Annotated in this window: 14 protein-coding genes; 6 read left to right on the top strand and 8 right to left on the bottom strand. The window is 67.6% G+C overall.

Annotated features, from left to right (window positions below):
- From QM701_RS03350 to QM701_RS03370, 5 genes are all read left to right on the top strand, one after another.
- A complete protein-coding gene (locus QM701_RS03350; RefSeq protein WP_415165677.1) occupies positions 1-1020 on the top strand; it encodes a radical SAM protein in 1020 nt (339 codons plus the stop codon).
- 160 nt (positions 1021-1180) lie between these two features.
- On the top strand, positions 1181-2401 hold the full coding sequence (locus QM701_RS03355) for an adenosylcobinamide amidohydrolase (protein ID WP_415165678.1): 1221 nt from the start codon (positions 1181-1183) through the stop codon (positions 2399-2401).
- A gap of 256 nt (positions 2402-2657) precedes the next feature.
- Entirely contained in the window at positions 2658-3704 is a 1047-nt protein-coding gene (locus QM701_RS03360; RefSeq protein ID WP_415165679.1) for a DMT family transporter, read from the top strand.
- A 46-nt stretch (positions 3705-3750) separates the two neighbouring features.
- Positions 3751-4488 (top strand): ABC transporter ATP-binding protein, encoded by a 738-nt coding sequence (locus tag QM701_RS03365; RefSeq protein WP_415165680.1) that lies wholly within the window; start codon positions 3751-3753, stop codon positions 4486-4488.
- Entirely contained in the window at positions 4476-5225 is a 750-nt protein-coding gene (locus QM701_RS03370; protein ID WP_415165681.1) for an ABC transporter permease, read from the top strand. The genes QM701_RS03365 and QM701_RS03370 overlap by 13 nt, the downstream gene beginning before the upstream one ends.
- 11 nt (positions 5226-5236) lie before the next feature.
- Here QM701_RS03370 and QM701_RS03375 read toward each other — a convergent pair whose 3' ends face one another.
- The 3 genes from QM701_RS03375 to QM701_RS03385 all read right to left on the bottom strand — a co-directional run bounded on the left by QM701_RS03375 (position 5237) and on the right by QM701_RS03385 (position 8682).
- A complete protein-coding gene (locus QM701_RS03375) occupies positions 5237-6109 on the bottom strand; it encodes an EamA family transporter (RefSeq protein WP_415165682.1) in 873 nt (290 codons plus the stop codon).
- 259 nt (positions 6110-6368) lie between these two features.
- A complete protein-coding gene (locus QM701_RS03380) occupies positions 6369-7634 on the bottom strand; it encodes an NAD(P)/FAD-dependent oxidoreductase (protein ID WP_415165683.1) in 1266 nt (421 codons plus the stop codon).
- Between the two features lie 106 nt (positions 7635-7740).
- Positions 7741-8682, bottom strand: coding sequence for a LysR substrate-binding domain-containing protein (locus tag QM701_RS03385; protein ID WP_415165684.1), 942 nt, complete (start codon positions 8680-8682; stop codon positions 7741-7743).
- 125 nt (positions 8683-8807) lie between these two features.
- On the opposite strand from QM701_RS03385, the gene QM701_RS03390 reads away from it, so the two are divergent.
- Positions 8808-9026: a hypothetical protein gene (locus QM701_RS03390; RefSeq protein ID WP_415165685.1), complete on the top strand. Its 219-nt coding sequence runs from the start codon at positions 8808-8810 to the stop codon at positions 9024-9026.
- A gap of 703 nt (positions 9027-9729) precedes the next feature.
- On the opposite strand, the gene QM701_RS03395 is transcribed toward QM701_RS03390, so the two are convergent.
- The 5 genes from QM701_RS03395 to QM701_RS03415 all read right to left on the bottom strand — a co-directional run bounded on the left by QM701_RS03395 (position 9730) and on the right by QM701_RS03415 (position 19783).
- A complete protein-coding gene (locus QM701_RS03395; protein ID WP_415165686.1) occupies positions 9730-10644 on the bottom strand; it encodes an NYN domain-containing protein in 915 nt (304 codons plus the stop codon).
- A gap of 73 nt (positions 10645-10717) precedes the next feature.
- Positions 10718-10975, bottom strand: coding sequence for a hypothetical protein (locus QM701_RS03400; protein WP_415165687.1), 258 nt, complete (start codon positions 10973-10975; stop codon positions 10718-10720).
- A gap of 719 nt (positions 10976-11694) precedes the next feature.
- Positions 11695-15498, bottom strand: a complete 3804-nt coding sequence (cobN, locus tag QM701_RS03405; protein WP_415165688.1) for a cobaltochelatase subunit CobN — start codon at positions 15496-15498, stop codon at positions 11695-11697.
- Positions 15499-15663: 165 nt separating this feature from the next.
- Complete coding sequence (locus QM701_RS03410; RefSeq protein WP_415165689.1) at positions 15664-19323, bottom strand: cobaltochelatase subunit CobN; 3660 nt, start codon at positions 19321-19323, stop codon at positions 15664-15666.
- Positions 19324-19363: 40 nt separating this feature from the next.
- Positions 19364-19783, bottom strand: a complete 420-nt coding sequence (locus tag QM701_RS03415) for an ExbD/TolR family protein (protein WP_415165690.1) — start codon at positions 19781-19783, stop codon at positions 19364-19366.
- Between the last annotated feature and the right edge of the window lies 1 nt (position 19784).

Below are 19784 nucleotides of genomic sequence, written 5' to 3' on the forward strand. Positions count from 1 at the left end.
ATGCCGCCGCCGCTCTTTCCGCCGCTCGCCGTCAAGCTGCTCGTCGTCTGGGTCACCACGCGCTGCCAGTTGCGCTGCCGCTACTGCTACATGAGCGCGGGCGACGTGCCGGAGGTCGATCTCGACGAACGGACCTTCGCGGCGGCGGCGCAAAACCTCGGCCTCGGCCCCGGCGCCGAAGTGCAGATCGCCGGCGGCGAGCCGCTGCTCGTGCCACGCATCGTGGACAGTGTCGCCGCGCAGGCCCGGGCCCTCGGCGTCACGCGCATCGGCGTGCAGACCAACGGCATCGCCATCGACGACGACTTCATCGCGCTCGTCAAGCGCCACCGCCTCGCCGTCGGCGTCAGCCTGGACGGGCCGCCAGCGGTCAACGACCGCGTGCGCGGGCACACGGGCGACGTGCTGCGCGGCCTCGCGCGCCTGGAAGCGGCCGGCATTCCGTTCGGCGTCACCGCCGTGGTCGGCCGCGACACGGTCGCCACGCTGCCCGACCTGGGCCTGCTGCTCGCCGGCTTCGCGCAGGCGCGCTCGCTCGGCCTCGATATCCTGCGCCCGGCCGGCCGCGCCCGCGAGGACGACCTCGCCGCGCCGGCCGACCTGCGCCGTGCCTTCCGCGCGCTCGCCGAGCGCCTGGAATGGACCAACCGCCACCGCCGCGCGCCGCTCCGCCTGCGCGAACTGGCCGCCGCCGACTGCGGCGGCGATGTTGGTGGCGGCGGCTACTGCCCGAGCGAAGCCGGCCTCGGCGCGGCGCTGACCGCCGACGGCAACCTCTACCCCTGCGCCTCGCTCGCCGGCCGGCCGGAATACCATTGCGGCACGGCGGCGGCGCCCGACTACGCCCGCCTGCGCGTGGGCCTGCCGCCCGACACCTCGGCCTGCGGCGGCTGCGCCGCGACCGGCTGCCGCGGCCGTTGCCCCGCGCTAGCCCTGCTCTCGCCGCGCGCCGGCAAGCTCGACTGCCTGATGCGCCTGGCGGTCAGGCCGCGGGTTATGCTGGACGGTACAAAAGATTGACCACGGCGGGCACGGCGAAAGGCAAAAGCGAAACCGTATTAACCCAAAGGGCATGAAGAACATGGAGAAAACCGCGCATTCCTTGAAAATCCTGGTTTTTCGCCGTGCCCGCCGTGTTCGCCGTGGTTAACCAATCATCAATGCCACCAGGAAACGCGACATGCTGCTGAACACTTATTTCGACGCCATCGAACTGCATCGCAACGACAAGTTCGTCGCCCTGCGCTTTCGCACGCCGCACCGGGTCATTTCGACCGGCCTCGACAACGGCGGCATCGCCGAGGGGCTGGACCTGGTGTACAACCACCAGGGCTGCGAACCGGCCGGGCCGCTGTCGCGCCATCCGTCGCGGGCGGTGATCGAGCGGCCGGACCTCTATGCCGCCGCGCTGCTCGAACGCCACGGCCTCGGCGGCCTGCGCGCCGCGCAGCTCGGCACGGCAGCGAACATGAACAACCTGGCCGTCGTGCACGAGGAATTCCGCGACATCGCCGTGCTCGCCGTGGCCACCGGCGGCGTCGAGAGCAACGCCGCGCGCGCCGGCGACCCGGCCTCCGGCTACGAGTTCGACGGCCGCTACGAGCCGATCGCGCGCGAACAGCCGCCGGCGCACGGCACCATCAACGTGATGATCGCGCTCAACCAGCCGATGCTCGACGGCGCGCTGGTGCGCGCGGTGATGACCGCCACCGAGGCCAAGACGGCCGCGCTGCAGGAACTGTCGGTGCCGTCGCGCTACTCCTCCGGGCTGGCGACGGGCACCGGCACCGATCAGGTCGCCGTCTGCGTCCCGGCCGCCGGCGCGGCGCGCCCGCTGCGTGGCGCCGGCCATCACACCACAGCCGGGGAGCTGATCGGCAAGGCGGTGCGCCGCGCGATCAAGGAAACGCTGCTGTTCCAGAACGGCATGCATCCGTCCGAACGCGGCTCGTGCGCGCGCCTGATGGAACGCTTCGGCCTGCGCGGCACGGCGCTGGTCGACGCCGTTCTGCCGCTGCTGCCGCCGGACGCGCGCGCCAGCGTGCAACTGGTGCCGTCGCTGCTCGAACGCGATCCGCTGACCGTGCTCGCCGTCGCCGCCTTCATCCACGTCTGCGACCAGATCGGCTGGGGCGTCGTCCCGTCGCCCTGCCGGCGCGAGGCCGCGGCCAACCACGGCGCGCAGATCGCCGTCGCCACCGCCGGACGGCGCGACCGCTGGAACCACTACCACGACGTGCTGGCCGAACGCTGCGCCGCCGCCGGCCGAGACGACCCGGCCTTCGTCGTGCCGCTCGCCCTGGGCCTGGGCTACGCCGACAAGTGGGAACACCAGCATGGCATGCTCGCCGCGCTGGACGCGCGCATCGCGGGGCTCGCGCCGGGCGATCCGGCGGCGTAGGGAGGAATGCGGCACGCGACGGGGAAAAGTGCTCATTAGCACGGAGAAGACGGGGAGCACGGAGAAAAATAATAATATTCTGGTTAAAAATATTCTTCGCCGTGCCCGCCGTGTTCGCTGCGGTTACGGAAACACCGATTTATTCGTCACCCCGGCGCAGGCCGGGGTCCAGTGCGCCGGTTCTCCTGGATTCCGGCCTGCGCCGGAATGACGAATGTGGACTATTTCAGCGCTTCCTTGACTGAGGACTTCCAGTATGAACCCCAGCGTCGCCAGTGCATTGCTCGCCGCTTTCCTGTTCGGGGCGAGCACGCCGCTCGCCAAGCTGCTGGTCGGCGAGACGTCGCCGTGGCTGCTCGCCGGGCTGCTCTATTTCGGCAGCGGCGCGGGCCTGCTGCTGGCCCGGCTCGTCCGCGACCGGGGCTGGCGGCCTTCCGGACTGGCCCGCGCCGAATGGCCGTGGCTGGCGGGCGCCATCGTCTTCGGCGGCATGCTCGGCCCGGTGGCGTTGATGTACGGGCTGAGCCGCGCCAGCGCGGCGACCGCCTCGCTGCTGCTGAACCTGGAAGCCGTGCTCACCGCGCTGATCGCCTGGGTGGTCTTCCGCGAGAACGCCGGCCGGCGCGTGGTGCTGGGGATGGCCGCCATCGTGGCGGGCGGCGTCGTGCTGTCCTGGCCGGGGAAAACGGGCGCCGTCGACGCGGCCGGCATCGCCGGTCCCGCCGCCATCGCCTTGGCCTGCCTGTGCTGGGCCATCGACAACAACCTGACGCGCAAGGTGTCCGCCGCCGATGCCTTCTTCATCGCCGCAGTCAAGGGCGCCATCGCCGGCGCGATCAACATCGCGCTGGCGCTCTGGCTCGGCGACATGCTGCCCGGCTGGGGCGTGACCGCGGCGGCCATGCTCGCCGGACTGGGCGGCTACGGCGTCAGCCTGGTGCTCTTCGTGCTGGCGCTGCGCGGGCTCGGCACGGCGCGTACCGGCGCGTACTTTTCCACCGCGCCCTTCATCGGCGCGGCGATTGCCCTGCTCCTGCCCGGCGAAGCGGCCGCGCCGGCCTTCTGGATCGCCACCGGGCTGATGGCCTTCGGCGTGTGGCTGCACCTGACCGAGCACCACGAGCACGAGCATGTGCACGAGGCCATCGAACACGCGCACCCGCACGAGCACGACGCGCACCACCGGCACGCGCACGCCCCCGGCGAGGAGACCGCCTCGCCGCACGCGCACTTGCACCGGCACGCGCCGCTGCGGCACAAGCACCCGCATTTTCCCGACATCCATCACCGGCATGCGCATTGAAACTCCACGCGCGGCGGGAACGGGGTTCGACGCGGAAGCCGGCGCCATGATCCGCGTCCATGCGGCGAGCAAGCGCTACGGCACCCGCGCGGCGCTCGACGGGGTCGAACTGAGCGTCGGCGCCGGCGAGATTTTCGGCCTGCTGGGACCCAACGGCGCCGGCAAAAGCACGCTGGTCGGACTCATGGCGACCATCAAGCGCCCGAGCGCGGGCTGCATCCGGGTCGGCGGCCACGACACCGTGCGCGAGCCCGAGGCGGTGCGCCGGCTGATCGGCCTGGTCTTCCAGGAAAACAACCTGGACCGCGAATTGACCGCCCGCCAGAACCTCGCCTTCCAGGCCCGCCTGCACCGGCTCGACGCCGCCGCCGCGCGGGTCGCCGCGATGCTCGACCGGCTGGGCCTCACGGAGCACGCGGATCGCCCGGTCGAGGACTTCTCCGGCGGCATGCGCCGGCGGCTGGTGATCGGCCGGGCGCTGCTCACCGGGCCGCGCGTCCTGCTGCTCGACGAGCCGACCACCGGCCTCGACCCGGCGATCCGCCGCGACCTGTGGACGCTGGTCCGGCAGATCCGCGATGCCGGCTGCACCGTCGTGCTGACCACCCATTACGTGGAGGAGGCCGAGGCGCTGTGCGACCGCGTGGCGATCCTGCGGCGCGGGCGCGTCGTCGCGCAGGGCACGCCGGCCGCCCTGCGGGCGCGCTACGCCCTGCCCACGCTGGAAGAGGTCGTGCTGGCGCTCGACGCCGGCAACGAAAGGGACGCGCGATGTCCCGCCTGAGCGGCGCGCTGCCGATCTTCCTGCGCGAGATGCAGTTGTTCCGCGTCAAGCTCTCGCGCCCGACCTACGTGGTCTCGGCCCTGGTCACGCCGCTGATGTACCTGCTGGTTTTCGGGCTGGGCCTGGGCCGCCAGGTGCGCATCGGGGGCGGCGATTACCTGTCGTTCCTCGTCCCCGGCCTGATCGGCATGACGGCGATGAACAACGCCTTCAACTGGGTCGCCAACGCGGTCAATTTCTCGCGCTTCTATTACCGCACCTGGACGCTGGTGCTGCTGGCCCCGGTCAGCCCGCTGGCGATCTGCGCGGGCCACGTCGCCGCCGGCATCGCCCGCGGCCTGATCGCTACGGCGCTGGTCGCCGCCGCGGGATTCGCCGCCGGCTGGCGGCCGACGCCGACGCTGCTCTTCCCGCTCGCCCTGCTGCTGGAAATGGCCTGCTTCTCCGCGCTGGGATTGCTGGTGGGGATCAAGACCAAGACGAGCGAGGAGCACATGGCCTACACCAATTTCCTGATCACGCCGATGGGATTTTTCTGCGGCACCTTCTTCCCGCTCGACGGCCTGCCCGGCTGGCTGGCGCAACCGATGCTCCTGTCGCCGCTGACCCAGGCCAACATCGCCCTGCGCCTGCCGGCGTTCACCGGCGAGGCGCTCGTCGCCCTGGGCGCGCTGGCGGCGTTCACGGCGCTGTTCCTGCTGTTCGCGGTGAAGGCCGTCGCATCCTATGCCGAATGAGCGGAGGCCGGTCAGGAAGATGACAGCAGCACGACTCCCGTAATCAGCACGGCGCATCCTGCCAGCCGCCACGGCCCGACCTTCTCGCGCAGGATCAGCATTCCCATCAGCGCGCCGACCATCATCGACATCTCGCGCATCGGAGCCACGAGGCTCAGCGGCGCGCCAAGCGTCAAGGCCGCCAGCACGAGGATATAGGACAGCGGCGACAGCAGCCCCACACCGAGAGCCGTCCACCAATGCCCGCGCATCGCCCCGATGGCGCGGCGGGGATTGGCGAGGAACAGCGGCAGAAGCAGAAAGAACCGCAGCAGGTTCGAGAACCAGTCCAGCACCACCGGCGCAATCCCGAGCGTCTTCACCGCATAGGCGTCCACGACCGTATAGGAGGCGATCAGCCCGCCTGTCGCGGTGCCCCAACGGACCCCGGCCTGCCCGCTCGGGCGGGCGAACTCGGCCAGCTTCCCTTGCGTGGCGATCAGCAGGATACCGGCAACGACCAGCGCCAGCCCGAGCAGCCCGGTTCCCGTCGGCGTTTCGCCGAGGATCAGGAATGCGCCGATGCTCGAAAGCATCGGGCCGGTGCCTCGCGCGACCGGATAGACGACCGACAGATCGGCCACCTGATAGCCGCGTTGCAGGCACAGGCTGTAGCCCAGATGAATCAGCCCGCTGAGCACGACGAAGCCGACGCCCGCCCCTGTCCACGCGATGCTTCCCTGTCCGAACAGATACAGCACCCAGGGCGCATAGGCCACGCCGCTGATCAGGGTGCAGGCGAAGACGAAGACCGGACCGGCCGGAGCGGCCCGTTTCGCAAGCAGGTTCCAGCTTGCATGGATGAAGGATGCGAGAACGACCAGAAACAGCGAGGCAAGCGTCATTGAGACCCCCTTGTGCGCCCATCGGCGTGGTTGATCTCGACGTCTCCTCCCCTGGGTTTTTGTCCCTTGGGTGCAGCCGCGGAAATCCCGCGGTTTCTACAACGCTCGGTCCTGCGGCGGATCGCCCGGAACCCTAGTTGCCACTCGGTCGATGCCGCATTCTAGACGCCGCCGGATCGCCATTTCAAGCGCGTCGCAACGGGCAGCAAGAGTCCCGCATCGCCAGGAACGATGCCGGGCCGCAATGCGGCGCTCCAGCTCAGCGCCCGGTCCGGGTGATCAGCCGCGCGCCGCGCTTGTAGGTCAGGAACGACCACAGCCAGTTGATCGACACGGTGATCCGGCTGCGAAAGTCGATGAGGAAGTAGATGTGCACGATGCCCCACAGCCACCACGCGATGGGGCCGCGCAGAGAAATCCAGCCGAAATCCGCGATGCCCGCCCGGCGCCCGATGGTCGCCATGTTGCCCGGATCGCGGTAGCGGAACGGCGGCGGCGCGCTTTCGCCGCGCAAGGCCGCGCGGATCACCCGCCCGACGTAGTGCCCGGCCTGCTTGGCCGCCGGCGCGACGCCGGGAATGCGCCGGCCGGCGCTGTCGGTCAACGTTGCCGTGTCGCCGATGGCGAAGACGCCCGCGCAGCCCGGCACGCCGAAGTCCGGCGCCACTTCCACGCGCCCGGCCCGGTCCGCCTTGGCGCCGAGCCACGCGGCGGCGCCCGAGGCCTTGACGCCCGCGGCCCAGATGACCGTCGCCGCGGCGATGCGCTCGTCGCCGAGCATGACGCCGCCCGCGTCGCAGCCCGTGACCCGCGTATCGGTCCGCACGGTGACGCCGAGCCCTTCCAGCGAGGCCTTGGCCGCCGCCGACAGCTTCTCCGGAAACGCCGGCAGCACGCGCGGCCCGGCCTCGATCAGGAACACGCGCGCGTGGCGCGGATCGATGCGGCGGAAATCCCGCACCAGCGCCGCCCTGGCGAGTTCGGCGATCGACCCGGCCATTTCGACGCCGGTCGCGCCGCCGCCGACGATGACTATGGTCAGCTTCGCATCGCGCTCGGCGGGGTCCGTCAACATCTCGGCCATCTCGAAGGCCATCAGCAGGCGCTCGCGGATGGACAGGGCGTCCTCGACGGTTTTCAGGCCGGGCGCGAAGGCCTCCCACGCATCGTTGCCGAAGTAGTCGTGCCCGGCCCCGGTCGCCAGGACGAGGAAGTCGTACGGCAGTTCGCCCCGGCGGCCGCCGTAATCGATGCTCACCGTCTTGCGCGCCGGGTCCGCGCCGACCACGCTGCCCAGCACGACGGAGACGTTTTTCCGCGTGGAAAAGATGCCGCGGATCGGCGCGGCGATGTCGGCGGGCGACAGCCAGGCCGTCGCCACCTGATAGAGCAGCGGCTGGAACAGGTGGTGATTGCGCTGATCGACCAGCACGATGTCGACCGGCTCGCCGGCCAGCGCCGTGGTTGCCGCCAGCCCGCCGAAGCCGGCGCCGACGATGACCACGACGGGTCGTTTCCCTTCCATTGAGGCCTCCTGAAAAAAATGCGATGTCCTGCCCGTCGGGCAACTGTACTTTGTAGGCGGCGGCGAAAGCCGGGAAGTTCCCCGGCGGACGGCTTCGATCCCGGCATCAGGACTGGATCTCGGCGAGAATCCAGTCCCGGAAGGCCTTGACCTCCGGCTTCTCCATGTCCCGCTCATGGAAGACGAGGTAGTAGGAATACGCCGCCGGCAGCGTGATCGGAAAAGGCACGGCCAGCCTGCCGGCGCGCACGTCGGCCTCGGCGTTGGTGTCGACCAGCAGGGCCAGGCCCTGCCCGGCCAGCACGGCCTCGTGCACCAGCACCGAATTCGAGTAGCGCGGACCGTTGTCGGGATTGACGCCCTTGACGCCGGCCTTCTGCAGCCACTCGCGCCAGCTCGGCCGCTTGTCCTCGTCGGGCAGCGCCTCGTCGTGGATGAACACCTGCCGGCGCAGATCCTTCAGCGTGCGCAGCGGCGGGTCCGCATCGAGCAGCGCGGGACTGCACGCCAGGACGTAGTGCGGCGTCAGCAGCCGCTCGACCTTGTGGCCCGGATAATTGCCGGCGCCGAAGCAGATCGAGATCGTGTCGGCGCCCTGGCGCGGATCGACCGGTTGCTGTGCCAGGCGCGTCAGGGTAAGCGGGCCGTCGATGAGATCCGGATCGCTGATGACGCGGATCGCCACGTCGGGAAATCCCGCCGAATACGCGGCCACCCGGTGCGCCAGCCAGCGCGTCGCGAAGTTGGGCGGCGCCGAGATGGTGAGCGTCCGGGACTTGACCTGCCGGATCTGTTCGATCCCCGTGGCGAAGCATTCGAGCCCCTCGCGCACGCCCGCGATCAGGGACACGCCCTGCTGGGTCAGTTGCAGGCCGCCCGGAAGCCGCTCGAAGAGCATGACGCCCAGGTAGGATTCGAGGCTCTTGATCTGCTGACTGACCGCCGACGGCGTCACGTGCAGTTCCTCCGCGGCCCGGCGGAAGCTGAGATGGCGGGCGGCTGCCTCGAAGACGAGGAAGGTCGACAAGGGAGGAAAACGATAAGCCATTGCCACTCCCGAAATAGCGCAAAGCGGTTAAGTTTTTCTAATCGGCCCGATTATAAATGATCGTTTGATCGCGACTCTCCCCGAAATTAAATTGGACCCCGACGCCAATCAATCAGGAGAGCACCATGAGCCATGACCACGCCATCCACCCCGTAACGGGGACAACCGCCCATCCTCGCCCGGCCCGCGCCAGCGCGGCGCTGCATGGCCGCCAAGCTGGAGAGGCATCGGGCAGCACGGACAAGAATAAGGACAGAGGTCCGTGGTACACCCGTGGCCTGAGGCCCGTCGAGAACGAACTCGACGCCTTTCTCAAGAACGATTTCGTCTGGTTTGGTTATTGAAGGCGTTTGTGTGGAAAGCGAATGCAGATAAAACCAATACCGGTTGCGGGATTGCCAGAGAGCTTACCGCTCCGTCTTGTCGCAACTGAGCAAGACAATCACCTTGAACAATGACTTATCGGGTAAAGAATCGGCCAGGAATTACCGTTCGTCGTTTTGGTAAAGCAACTGTTGGAGAGATTGCTTCGCTCAGAAAACTGCTGGACAGCCTACGGGAGTACCTCGACAAAAAGGGACCATCAAATTGTGAAATCTGACCGATGGTAATCGACCCGTTGCCGACGTTGGTTTTCCGACAGAGAGCGGTAGCAACAACCTTAAAACGGGCATGCCGTAGTTGCTGCCTAGGTGACCCAACCCGCTCCAAGACGAGGTTGTTTGAAAAATTCATCAGCCAGATGCGCTTCGGAACTTCATTTCACGGGCCGATGAATTACTGCTTCATAATACCGTTTCACTATCGCCGCCTAACCGTTGAGACGATCAGAAGGATGGTGAGAGCAGCAATAATAACGATCGACGCCTTGACTGCTAACATCAAAACAGACGCCCAAACTGTCAGGGCACCCAAGCCGAAAATGCCAACAAACAGGCTACCAAAAATGATAAAGAGCCAGATCATTTCATTGCCCCTTTCTTGCGGTATTGAAACGCTTTGGGTACGGGCATCCGCCTTGCCAGAATAGGCTTTGCCAATGATTCACTAGACGGTGTCTTTGCGTACGTTGTGAGCAGCTGGGCCTTTGTCATTGCGACCTGTCAGGAAGACAACTTTCAAACCGCCACAAACTTCTTTCTGATCAATGTTGTCCAGATCGCTAATATGAAAGAAAAGATTCTCGCCACCACTAGCTGGTTTAATAAAACCAAATCCCTTTTCAGGAAAGAAATTTACGATCTCCCCGTTTCTTTCCTCTCTTCTCATAGTTGTCGCATTTTGTGACAATCGATCCAGGGTGGCAGTAACTGTGCTTTTTTCCATGAATAAACCATCAATAAGAGGGTCTTTACGCCGCTCTCTAGCGTCAATTTCCGTATCCATCATGATCGGATAGTTAACGCGGTCGATCAGTTCGGTGGCAGCGTGAGTGAGGTATGTGCGACCGTCTCTTTCATAGCTGAAATCCCATGCAACAAGCATCACGCGCGACCCGAGCGTATTAAGCTTGTTGACGAGGGGAACAAAATCTCCATCTCCGGTAACAAGGACACAAACATCATATTTCTTCAAGCTCGCCATCTCATAGGCCTCCAGGGCCAACCAGACATCAATGCCTTTTTCCTCAAAGCCGCCGTCTTTGTTTGTTTTAAGGTGTCGCTGAAACAGCGTAACGTTGGCTCGCATCAGGACATCTTCGAAAACCCGATCTGAGTACAGCTTGTCCTGATCCTGTGCTTGTTGCGCGGAAAGCCGACCACGGAAATATGCGGCATCAACGATCTGACAATGGCGCGCATCCATGCCTTCGCTCTTCGCTACTTCGGACACTATGAATTCGTGCAACCCTCTGAAAGACAAACGCGCTTTGCGCTCATGCTGATATAGGTAGTAGTTGCTGACCTTGAAGAAATAGGTGCCATCGTAAAAAACGGCAATTCGACACAGTTTGTTTTCCATATTTTTCCTTGAATGGACGAGCAGAGACAGTGCGATGGTTACGAACCGATTAATAGATTTAGCGATAGCAGTCTTAACAGACTACGCAGGCTTGTGCTTTCCACTCGCGCAACCAGGTATACAACGTGGATTCCTTGAAACCGATACGGGATGCGTAATCAAGCACTGCCCTTCGCCGAGATGAGGCGTAAGCGGTCAGGCGTGATTTAAGTGGCAGAGTTGGGCGGTAAGTCGCGAAATGCGCGGAAAGCTCTTGGAAGTAAATCCGCTTGGCTTCAATGGCTTTGGCATGGCGACATTGCGCAGCATGCTGCTGATGTTCTTTTTTCACGGCGCTTCTCCTTTGCATGACTTCTATACGTAGCGTGATCATGGCCCTAAGCGGGTTTCAAAACACGTTTATTACTTACGCCACCGAAATGGCTTCTATCTAATTTGAACTACTTATTTCCACCGAGATGGAATTACCTATCTAACTTCTCTCTATACAACGATCAATCAATAGCAGTACTCAATATAAGTGCAGGATATTTAGCGCGTTGGCTGCCGTCAATAGTTTCGATGGACATAACTTCAGTCTGCCAATGCGAGCAGGTGATAGAGCCTCGTCAGCGCCGACTATAGTGGTTCGTCAAGACAATAGTTGATAATGCAGCACGGCAGCGCTGCAAGGCATCTTCCACACCAAGCACATTTTCTTCTTCAGGGAGCGAACTTCCGGTTTACGTTCTGTGCCGATGTAGTCACCCAATAGGTCAATGGTAGGCTGTGGCCGACAGCGGAAGCTGCCAACATGGTAAACCATCTGCTGTTCAGGCCGAGTTACTGTCCGCGAGTAGTCTCTTTGGGCGACAGTTCTACTCAGAAACCTGCCGTTGAACTATCGAAACGACGGACAGCACTGAGTCGGAAAAAGTCACTCACTACGGTGCGATTCGACGGTCAACAAATGCGATTTCGTAACTGTTCGGCCGGTAGATACGCACTCCCGGTCTTCATCTAGCGCCGAGTTCCTAGTCCCGCGCCGCCAGCCCCGGCCAGCAGAAATATTCACCCGCTCATCCCCTCCGCCAGCGAATCCTCGATATCCCCCTCGGCTTCGAGCAGCAGCGCCTCCAGCGCGTCCTTGTCGTCGCCGGGATTTTCCCACAGGCCGCGGGCGATCGCTTCGAGCAGGCGTTCGGCGATGTTCTGCAAGGCATACGGGTTGTGCTGCCGGAAGAAGCGCTGCATCTCCGGGTCGAGCGCGTAGGTCTTGGCCAGTTCCTTGTACTGCCAGTCCTCCAGGATGCCGGACGAGGCGTCCCAGTGGTAGCAGATGTCGACCAGGCGCGACATGTCGCCGGCGCCCTTGTAGCCGTGCCGCTTCATGCCCTCGATCCACTTCGGGTTGAGCACGCGCGTGCGGAAGATGAAGCGCCCCTCCTCGTCGGTCGAGCGGATGCGCGGCTTGCGCGGGTCGGACGAGTCGCCCGAGTAGCTCGGCACGTACTTGCCGCTCGCCGTCTTCACCGCCGCGTTCATGCCGCCATGGTAGTTGTTGAAGTCGACGCAACTGAAGATGTCGTACTCGCGCGTCAACTCGTTCTTGACCGTGAGATCCAGCCGGCCCAGGCGGCGCCGGAAGTCGTCCTGGCGCGCGTCGCCGTAGACGCCCTGGCCGTAGGCGTAGCCGCCCCAGGCGATGTAGATCTCGCCGAGGTCGGCGACCTCCTCCCACTTGCCGCTGTCGAGCAGGTCCGCGACGCCCGCGCCGTAGGTGCCGGGCTTGTCGGAGAAGACGCGGAAGGCGGCGCGCTTCTCGGCCTCTTCCGGCGACAGGCCGGCCTTGAGCAGCGCCTCGCGGTCGATGGCGACGTTGTGCGCCAGCACGTTCATCTCGGGCGGTTCGTCGAGCGCGGCGACCATGCGCGCGGCGCCATCGATCATTTCCATCAGGTTGGGGAAGGCGTCGCGGAAGAAGCCCGAGCTGCGCACCGTGACGTCGATGCGCGGGTAGTCGCGCTCGTCCAGCGGGATGACCTCGACGCCGGTGACCTGTCCGTTGTGCCGGTTCCACACCGGGCGCACGCCCATCAGGTAGAGGATCTGCGCCATGTCGTCGCCGCGCGTGCTCATGGTCGGCGTGCCCCACAGCACCATGCCGATCTGGCGCGGCACCTTGCCCTCGTCCCGGCGGTAGCGTTCGATCAGGGCGTCGGCCTGGCGCACGCCGACTTCCCAGGCTTCCGGCGTCGGAATCTTGAACGGATCGACCGAGAAGAAATTGCGCCCGGTGGGCATCACGTCGAGGCGCCCGCGTGTCGGGCTGCCCGAGCTGCCCGGCGGCACGAAGCGGCCGGCCAGGCCGACCAGCGTGTAGTCGACTTCGTCGGTGATCCCGCGCAGCTTCGGGCGCACCACGTCGCGCACGAAGCGCAGTCCGTCGGCGACGCGCGCCGAACCGGCGAAGCGCGTGCGCGTCTCGACCATGATCGCCGCGTCGTCCCAGCCCGCCGCGTCGAGCGCGTCGAAGGCGGCGCGCAGGTCGGCCAGGATGGTGGACAGGAGCTGGCCCTTGGTCTTGCCCAGAGCCTCGACGAGTTCGCCGGGATGATCGCGCAGGTCCTCGCCGTCGAAGCCGCGCGCGGCGGCGACGGCGTCCCACAAGGAAGGCACGTCGCCGACCGGCAGGCGCGTGAGATGCACCATCGTCTCGTTGAAGCGCTCTTCCGGCGGCACCTGCCCCAGCGTGTGCAGCCCGTCGTTGATCGAGCTGACGTCGACCGTCTCCAGGTAGCCGTGCAGCTTGCCGAAGAAGGCGAACGGATCGGCCTCCGCCTCTTCGCGCGGCACGCCGACGTCGGCGTCGAGATGCGCCTCGACGGCGAGGTTCCACACCTTTTCCAGGATCAGCGTGATCTTGCTCGGCGCTTCCTGGCGCGCGTGGTAGGCGGCCTCCAGCAGGTCCTCGATCTGCCGGAAGGCGTCGGTCTTGCCGGCGTTGGTCTGCGGCGGAATCATGTGGTCGAGGATGACGCAGTACGAGCGCCGCTTGGCCTGCGTGCCCTCGCCCGGATTGTTGACGATGTACGGGTAGAGGTGCGGGATGTCGGCGATCGCCGCGTCCGGGTAGCACTCGCGCGACAGGCCGGCGCTCTTGCCCGGCAGCCATTCGAGCGAGCCGTGCGTGCCGACGTGGATCACGGCGTGCGCGCCGAAGTCCTCGCGCAGCCAGCGGTAGTAGCCGAGGTAGTGGTGCGTGGCCGGCAGATAGGGATCGTGGATGGCCTGCCCGTCGGGCTGCAGCGACGGTTCGTCGGCCTCCTCCATGCGCGCGCGCGGCGGCTGCACGCCGAGGAAGACGTTGCCGATGACCATGCCGCCGATCAGCAGCCTGCCGTCGTGGCAGAAGGTGACGCCCGGTGCCGGCCCCCACTTCTCGTCCATCTCGCGCCGCATCCTTTCGCTGCGCTCGGCGTGCCAGCGCAGCGCCGTCGGCGTGTCGATGGCGGCAGCGGCGCGGGCGGCCATCTGTTCCGGCGCCAGGTAGCGCCGGTCGCTGGTCAACCGGTCGAGCATCTCGAAGGCCATCGCCTCGCCGCTCTCGAACCGCCGGTCGACGCGATAGCCGTCCGCGCGCATGCGTTCGAGGATGGCCTGCACGCTTTCGAACGAATCGAGCCCGGACGCGCAGCCGAGCCGGTCGTTGCGCGGCGGGTACTGGTGGAAGATGATCGCCACCTTGCGCTCGGCCGGCGGCGTGCGGCGCAGCCGCGCCCAGTTCAGCGCCCAGCGCACCACGTGGCGGCAGCGTTCCGGCACCGGCAGGCGCATCAGCAGGCGCGCGCCGGTGGCCGGGTCGATGCCGGCGTCGTCGCGCGTGCCGGCCACGGTGCCGACGATCGCGCCGTCGAACTCCGGCTGCGCGATGTTCACCGACACGTCCATCGGCGACACGCCCTGTACCGTCTCCTCCCATTCGGCGCGCGGGTTGTAGGTCAGGATCACCTGCAGCATGGGCACGTCGAGCGCGGGCAGGACGTCGTCCGAGCCCGGCCCGGCCATGTTCAGCGAAAAGCTCATCGGCGAGAGCAGCGCCTCGATCAGCGTGCCGCCGTCGCGCCTGAAAAAGGTCTCGGCGACCTGCGCGACGCTCATGTTGCCGATCTCGGCGTCGCGGAAGCGCAGGTGGAACACCGCCAGCGGCACGCCGCCCTGCGCCTCGATCTCGGCGATCAGCGCGTCGAACACCGCCAGGTCGCCGTTCTGCCAGGAATACTGGCCGAACCACAGGCCGATCACCGGCGCGCCGGGCGCCGCGCGGCCGCGCGCCCAGTCGAGGTAGCCGTCGCGGTCGAGCAGGCCGCCGCGCCATTGCGGGTGGTAGATGCCTTCGTTGGGCAGCTTTTCGGCGGGCGGCGGCTCGGGCAGGTCGGCGCCGAGCTCGCGCGCCACGGTCAGCAGCAGGCCGCGCCAGTTGTTCACGCCGCCCTCGCGCAGATAGGCGTGGCGGACGGCGTAGGCCGGCGCGCCGAAATCGCTGCCGTGCGCGCTGGCCATCTCCACGTCTTCCGACGACATGCCGCCGGCCTGCACGTGCACCAGCCGCCCGGCCGCTGCCGCGGCCAGCGCCGCGGCACCGGGAATCGAGCGTTCTCCGCCGTGCGGCAGCATGATCAGCGCCGAGGCCGCGCGCACCGTTTCGGCCATCGCCGCGATGCGTTTCTCGTCGAACAGATCGTCCTTGCCCGCCGCGACCACCCGGATGCAGGCCGCCTCCGCCGCCGGCAGCGCCGCCACAGCGCGCCCCAGCACCGGCAGATGCGCGGCGGTGGCGTCGATCACGACGATGGTGTGCTGTACTGCTGCCATGATTGGCTCCCTTGCAAAAATCTCAGCGTTTTAAAAAAAGCGTTTTAACCACAACGGGCACAACGGGCACGACGAAAGACAAAATCTTGTTTTTTCGTTGTGTCCGTTGTGCTCGTTGTGGTTAATTTTTTGCTTTTCTCCATGCTCCGTGGTTAATCCTTGCCGTCATTTGACGGTGAAGGCGTACCGCCATTCCTTCACCGCGTCGCGCGTGCGGATGTCGACCGCGCCACCCTGGTGTTCGCCGATGCCGGATTCGCCCATGGCGTCCTCGAGGTCGCCTTCGATTTCGAGCACCGCCGCCTGCAGTTCGTCGCGGCGGCGGGCGTCGGCCGCCCACAGGCCGCGCGCGTCGGCTTCCAGCAGGCGGCGCACGATTTCTTCGAAGGCGTGGGGGTTGGTCTGGCGCAGCCACTCGCGGTTGGCGGCGTCGGCCACCAGCCGGTCGTGCACCGCGTCGAACTGCGCCCGCTCGACCACCCGCGCCGTGGCCGACCAGCCGAACAGCCCGTTGACCCGGTTGCTCACGCCGCTGGCGCCGGCATAACCCTGCGCCCGCGCCGTCGCCAGCCATTCCGGATTGAGCAGCGTGACGGCCAGCCCCTGCGCGACTTCGTCCGCCAGCGCGCGCACCTCGCCCTCGGCGTCGGTCTGCGTGTCACCCCAGTACAGGCGCATGCCGCCGCCGCCCAGGCCGCGCCGCGCGGCGGCGGTGCCGCCCTGCACGTCGAGGTAGCAACTGCCGGAGAGCAGGTCGGTCTCGGGCGACGAGGCGCGCTGGTAGGACACTTCCATGCGCCGCAGCAGGTGCGCGTACTCGCCCATCTGCCGCGCCGCGGGCGCCGCCGCCGGACGGCCGTCGGCGCCGTAGGCGGTGCCGGAGGTGTTGATCAGCGCCTCGGCGAGGTCGGCGTCGTCCTCCCAGGCCGAAGCGTCGAGCGCGAGGCCCACGCCGCCGCCGTAGCCGCCGTCGCCGCTGGAGAAGCAGCGGTAGCTGGCCAGCCGCCGCAGCGCCGCGTCGTCATGATCCGCCAGCGTGCCGCGCAGTTCGGCCATGCGCGCGCGGACGTGCGCGCGGATGAAGTTGCGCGCGTCCGGTTCGTCGAGCTCGGTCACGGCCGCCACCGCCTGGTCGAACAGCGCGTAGATGTTGGGCAGGAGATCGCGCACCACGCTGCTCATCTGCACCACCACGTCGATGCGCGGGCGCTCCAGCACGCGCCCGCCGTCCTCCAGCGTCAGCGCCTCGGGCGGCAGCGCCTCGACGCCGGTGATCCGGCCGTTGGCCGCGCGGCGCGGAGCGCAGCCCATCAGCCAGAGGATCTGCGCGGCCAGCTCGCCGTCGGACTGGAAGGCGTCGGTCGACCACAGGGTGATGCCGATCGTCCCGGGGAAACGGCCCTCGTCGGCGAGATAGGCGCGCAGCAGCTTGCCGCCCATGCGCGCGCCGACCTCCTGCGCCGCCGGCGTGGGGATGCAGGAGAGGTCGATGCCGTAGAAATTGCGCCCGGTCGGCAGCACCTCGGTGCGGCCGCGCGAGAGGTGCCCGCTCGGCCCCGGCGCGACGAAGCGGCCGGCCAGCGCGCGCAGCACGGCGTCGATCTCGCCGCCGCAGGCGGCCAGTCCCTCGCGCAGCGCCGCCTCGCCGGCGGCGTCCATGCCGCCGCGCCGGGCTTCGTCAACGTAGCGGTCGGCGTCCGCGCCCGCCGGCGCGCGGCCGAGCACGTGCAGGCCGACGCTCAGCACGCGCCGGCGCAAGGCCTCGATGCGCCGCGGCAGTTCCGCGACGGCGCGCTCGAAGGCGGCATCGTCCTCTGCCGGCGGCAGGCCGAGGCCGGCCATCTCGGCGCACAGCGTTTCGCGCAGGGCCTGCCGGCGCGCGCCCGGCGACGCGGCCAGGTATTGCCGGTGCACCTCCTCGATGGCGTCCCAGCGGTTGCCGAGCGCGTCGGCGCGGGCCACCGGCGCGCTCAGGTGGTCGACCAGCACGGCCCGGCCCCGCCGCTTGGCGATCAGGCCTTCGCCGGTGACCGACATCAGGTAGGGGTAGACCACCGGCAGGTCGCCGAGCGAAACGTTCGGGAAACAGGTCTCGGACAGGCCGGCGCGCTTGCCGGGCAGGAATTCGAGCGGCCCGTCGGTGCCCATCATGACCAGCGCGTCAACGTGGCGGCGCAGCCAGGCGTAGGTCCCCAGCCAGTGGTGCGACGGGGCGATGGCCGGGTCGTGCAGGATGCGGCAGACTTCGCCGTCGCAGCGCGGCCCCCAGCAGCCGCGCTTGGGATCGGTCATGACGAAGACGTTGCCGAAGGCGAGGCCGGTGACCACCAGCGTCGGCCGCGGCCCCTCGGGATGATGCACCATCGACTTGCCGGGGAAGACGCCCCAGGCGTCGTCGACGGCCTGCCGGAGCGCTTCGGGCAGCCGGTCGAAATCGGCGCGGAAGGCGGCTTCGTCGATCTCCGCCAGCACGCCGCCCTTGGCCACGATCTCGTCGACCGAGGTCCAGCGGAACTCGGAGATGGCCTTGCGCGCGAGGATCAGGTCGAGCAGGCCGCGTCCGTCGGCCGGAATTCCGTCGACCGTGTAGCCCTCCGCGCGCAGCCGGCGCAGCAGATCGACCGCGCTGTGCAGCGCGTCCAGCCCGCTAGCATTGCCGATGGTCGCTTCCAGGCTCTTGCACGGCGGGTTGTGCAGCATCAGCGCCACGCGCTTTTCGGCGTTGGGGGTCCGGCGCAGCCGGACCCAGGCGCGGGTGCGCCCGGCCAGGCGGGCCAACTGGTCGTCGAGCGGCTCGACGCGGCGGCGGTCGTCGGCGTCCTCCTCGGTGCGCAGCGAGCAGGCCGTCACCGTCGGGTCGATGCAGCCGAGCATTTCCGGCCGCGCCACGCCGAAGGCGAGGCCCATGGGATTGAGTCCCTGCGCGTCGAGCCGCCATTCGGCCGCCGACGCGGTCCAGTGGCGCACCAGTTGGAACACCGGCACGTCGTGCGCGGCGAACGGCCCGCCGGGGCCGGATTCGTCGCGCCGGTGGATGACGATCGCGTTCCAGATCGCGGCCAGCCGGTCGCCGCATTGCCGGGTCAGGCGATACAGCGGATGCTCGGGGGCGCCGAAGGCGGCCGGCGTCTCCCAGTCGCAGAACATCGGCACCGGCGCGAGCCCCGCCGCCTCCAGGTAGCGGATGGCGGCGTCGACCGCCGCCAGTTCGCCGTTGAGCCAACTGCCGCGATCGAAGGTCAGCGCCACGGCCGGCCGCGTGCCGGCCGCCGGAGGCTGGCGGCCATCGGCCCACGCCAGGTAGGCCGCGCTGTCCCGCCAGATGCATGTCGAATCGGGTGAATCGGGATGGTAGATGCCCGCCAGCACCGGCTCGCCGGGCGGCGCCGGCGCCTCGCGCCGGCGGCCGGCGCGATGCAGGAGCCACAGCGCGGCGTTGGCGAGGTCGTCCTCGGTGCCGGCCTTGAGGTAGGCGGCCACGGCGAGCTGCGCGTCGCGGTCGATGGCGCCGTCCCAGGCGGCCTCGGTCTCGATGCCGGCGGGCACCGCGTGGCCGGCCTGCCGCGCCGCGTCGAGCAGGCGGTCGAAGGAGGGGAAATGCCGGGTCAGTTCGAGATAGACGGCGTCGGCCGCGGCGGTCTCCCCGGCGAAGCGCTCCCAGTCCTGCGTGCGCATCTGGCTGACCACCCGCAGCCGCACGCCCTGCCCGGCCAGCCTCGCCGCTGCCCGGTCCCACATGCGCGTGAGCGTGGCGTGGGTGAACACGAAAATGACCGAGGGCGCGGCGGCATCGGGGCGGCTTTGATCAGGATCGCTTTCAAGCATGCTGTTCTCCGTGTTCTCCGTAATTCCCCCGCGCCGCCGCCTATTTCCCCGCCGGCTGCGTGACAAAGCCGATCTTGGCGACGCCGGCGCGGCGGGCGGCGCTCATCGTTTCCGCCACCGCCTCGTAGCGCACCGCGCGGTCGGCCATCAGGTGCAGCTCGGCGCCGCGGTCGCGCGCCACGGCGTCCCGGAAGCGCGCTTCCAGCGCGTCGCCGTCCAGCTTTTCGCCGTTGAGGAAGACGCCGCCGTCGGCGGTGATCGACACCGGCAGCGTCAGCGGCTTCTCGGGCGTCGGCGTGCTGGAGGCGCGCGGCAGGTCGACCGGCACCGAATGCGTCATCAGCGGCGCGGTGATGATGAAGATGATCAACAGCACCAGCATCACGTCGACCAGCGGCGTGGTGTTGATCTCGGCCATCGGCGCCTGCCCGCCGGAGGAGTTGAAGCTGCCCATGGCCATC

It is taken from the genome of Propionivibrio sp., from assembly GCF_047602565.1.
Taxonomy (GTDB): Bacteria; Pseudomonadota; Gammaproteobacteria; order Burkholderiales; family Rhodocyclaceae; genus Propionivibrio.

Coding starts and splice junctions, on each gene's coding strand:
- QM701_RS03395 (WP_415165686.1), bottom strand. CDS start 10,644: ATGGAAAACAAACTGTGTCGAATTGCCGTTTTTTACGATGGCACCTAT.
- QM701_RS03370 (WP_415165681.1), top strand. CDS start 4,476: ATGTCCCGCCTGAGCGGCGCGCTGCCGATCTTCCTGCGCGAGATGCAG.
- QM701_RS03390 (WP_415165685.1), top strand. CDS start 8,808: ATGAGCCATGACCACGCCATCCACCCCGTAACGGGGACAACCGCCCAT.
- QM701_RS03415 (WP_415165690.1), bottom strand. CDS start 19,783: ATGGCCATGGGCAGCTTCAACTCCTCCGGCGGGCAGGCGCCGATGGCC.
- QM701_RS03385 (WP_415165684.1), bottom strand. CDS start 8,682: ATGGCTTATCGTTTTCCTCCCTTGTCGACCTTCCTCGTCTTCGAGGCA.
- QM701_RS03365 (WP_415165680.1), top strand. CDS start 3,751: ATGATCCGCGTCCATGCGGCGAGCAAGCGCTACGGCACCCGCGCGGCG.
- QM701_RS03375 (WP_415165682.1), bottom strand. CDS start 6,109: ATGACGCTTGCCTCGCTGTTTCTGGTCGTTCTCGCATCCTTCATCCAT.
- QM701_RS03360 (WP_415165679.1), top strand. CDS start 2,658: ATGAACCCCAGCGTCGCCAGTGCATTGCTCGCCGCTTTCCTGTTCGGG.
- QM701_RS03380 (WP_415165683.1), bottom strand. CDS start 7,634: ATGGAAGGGAAACGACCCGTCGTGGTCATCGTCGGCGCCGGCTTCGGC.
- QM701_RS03355 (WP_415165678.1), top strand. CDS start 1,181: ATGCTGCTGAACACTTATTTCGACGCCATCGAACTGCATCGCAACGAC.
- cobN (WP_415165688.1), bottom strand. CDS start 15,498: ATGGCAGCAGTACAGCACACCATCGTCGTGATCGACGCCACCGCCGCG.
- QM701_RS03410 (WP_415165689.1), bottom strand. CDS start 19,323: ATGCTTGAAAGCGATCCTGATCAAAGCCGCCCCGATGCCGCCGCGCCC.
- QM701_RS03350 (WP_415165677.1), top strand. CDS start 1: ATGCCGCCGCCGCTCTTTCCGCCGCTCGCCGTCAAGCTGCTCGTCGTC.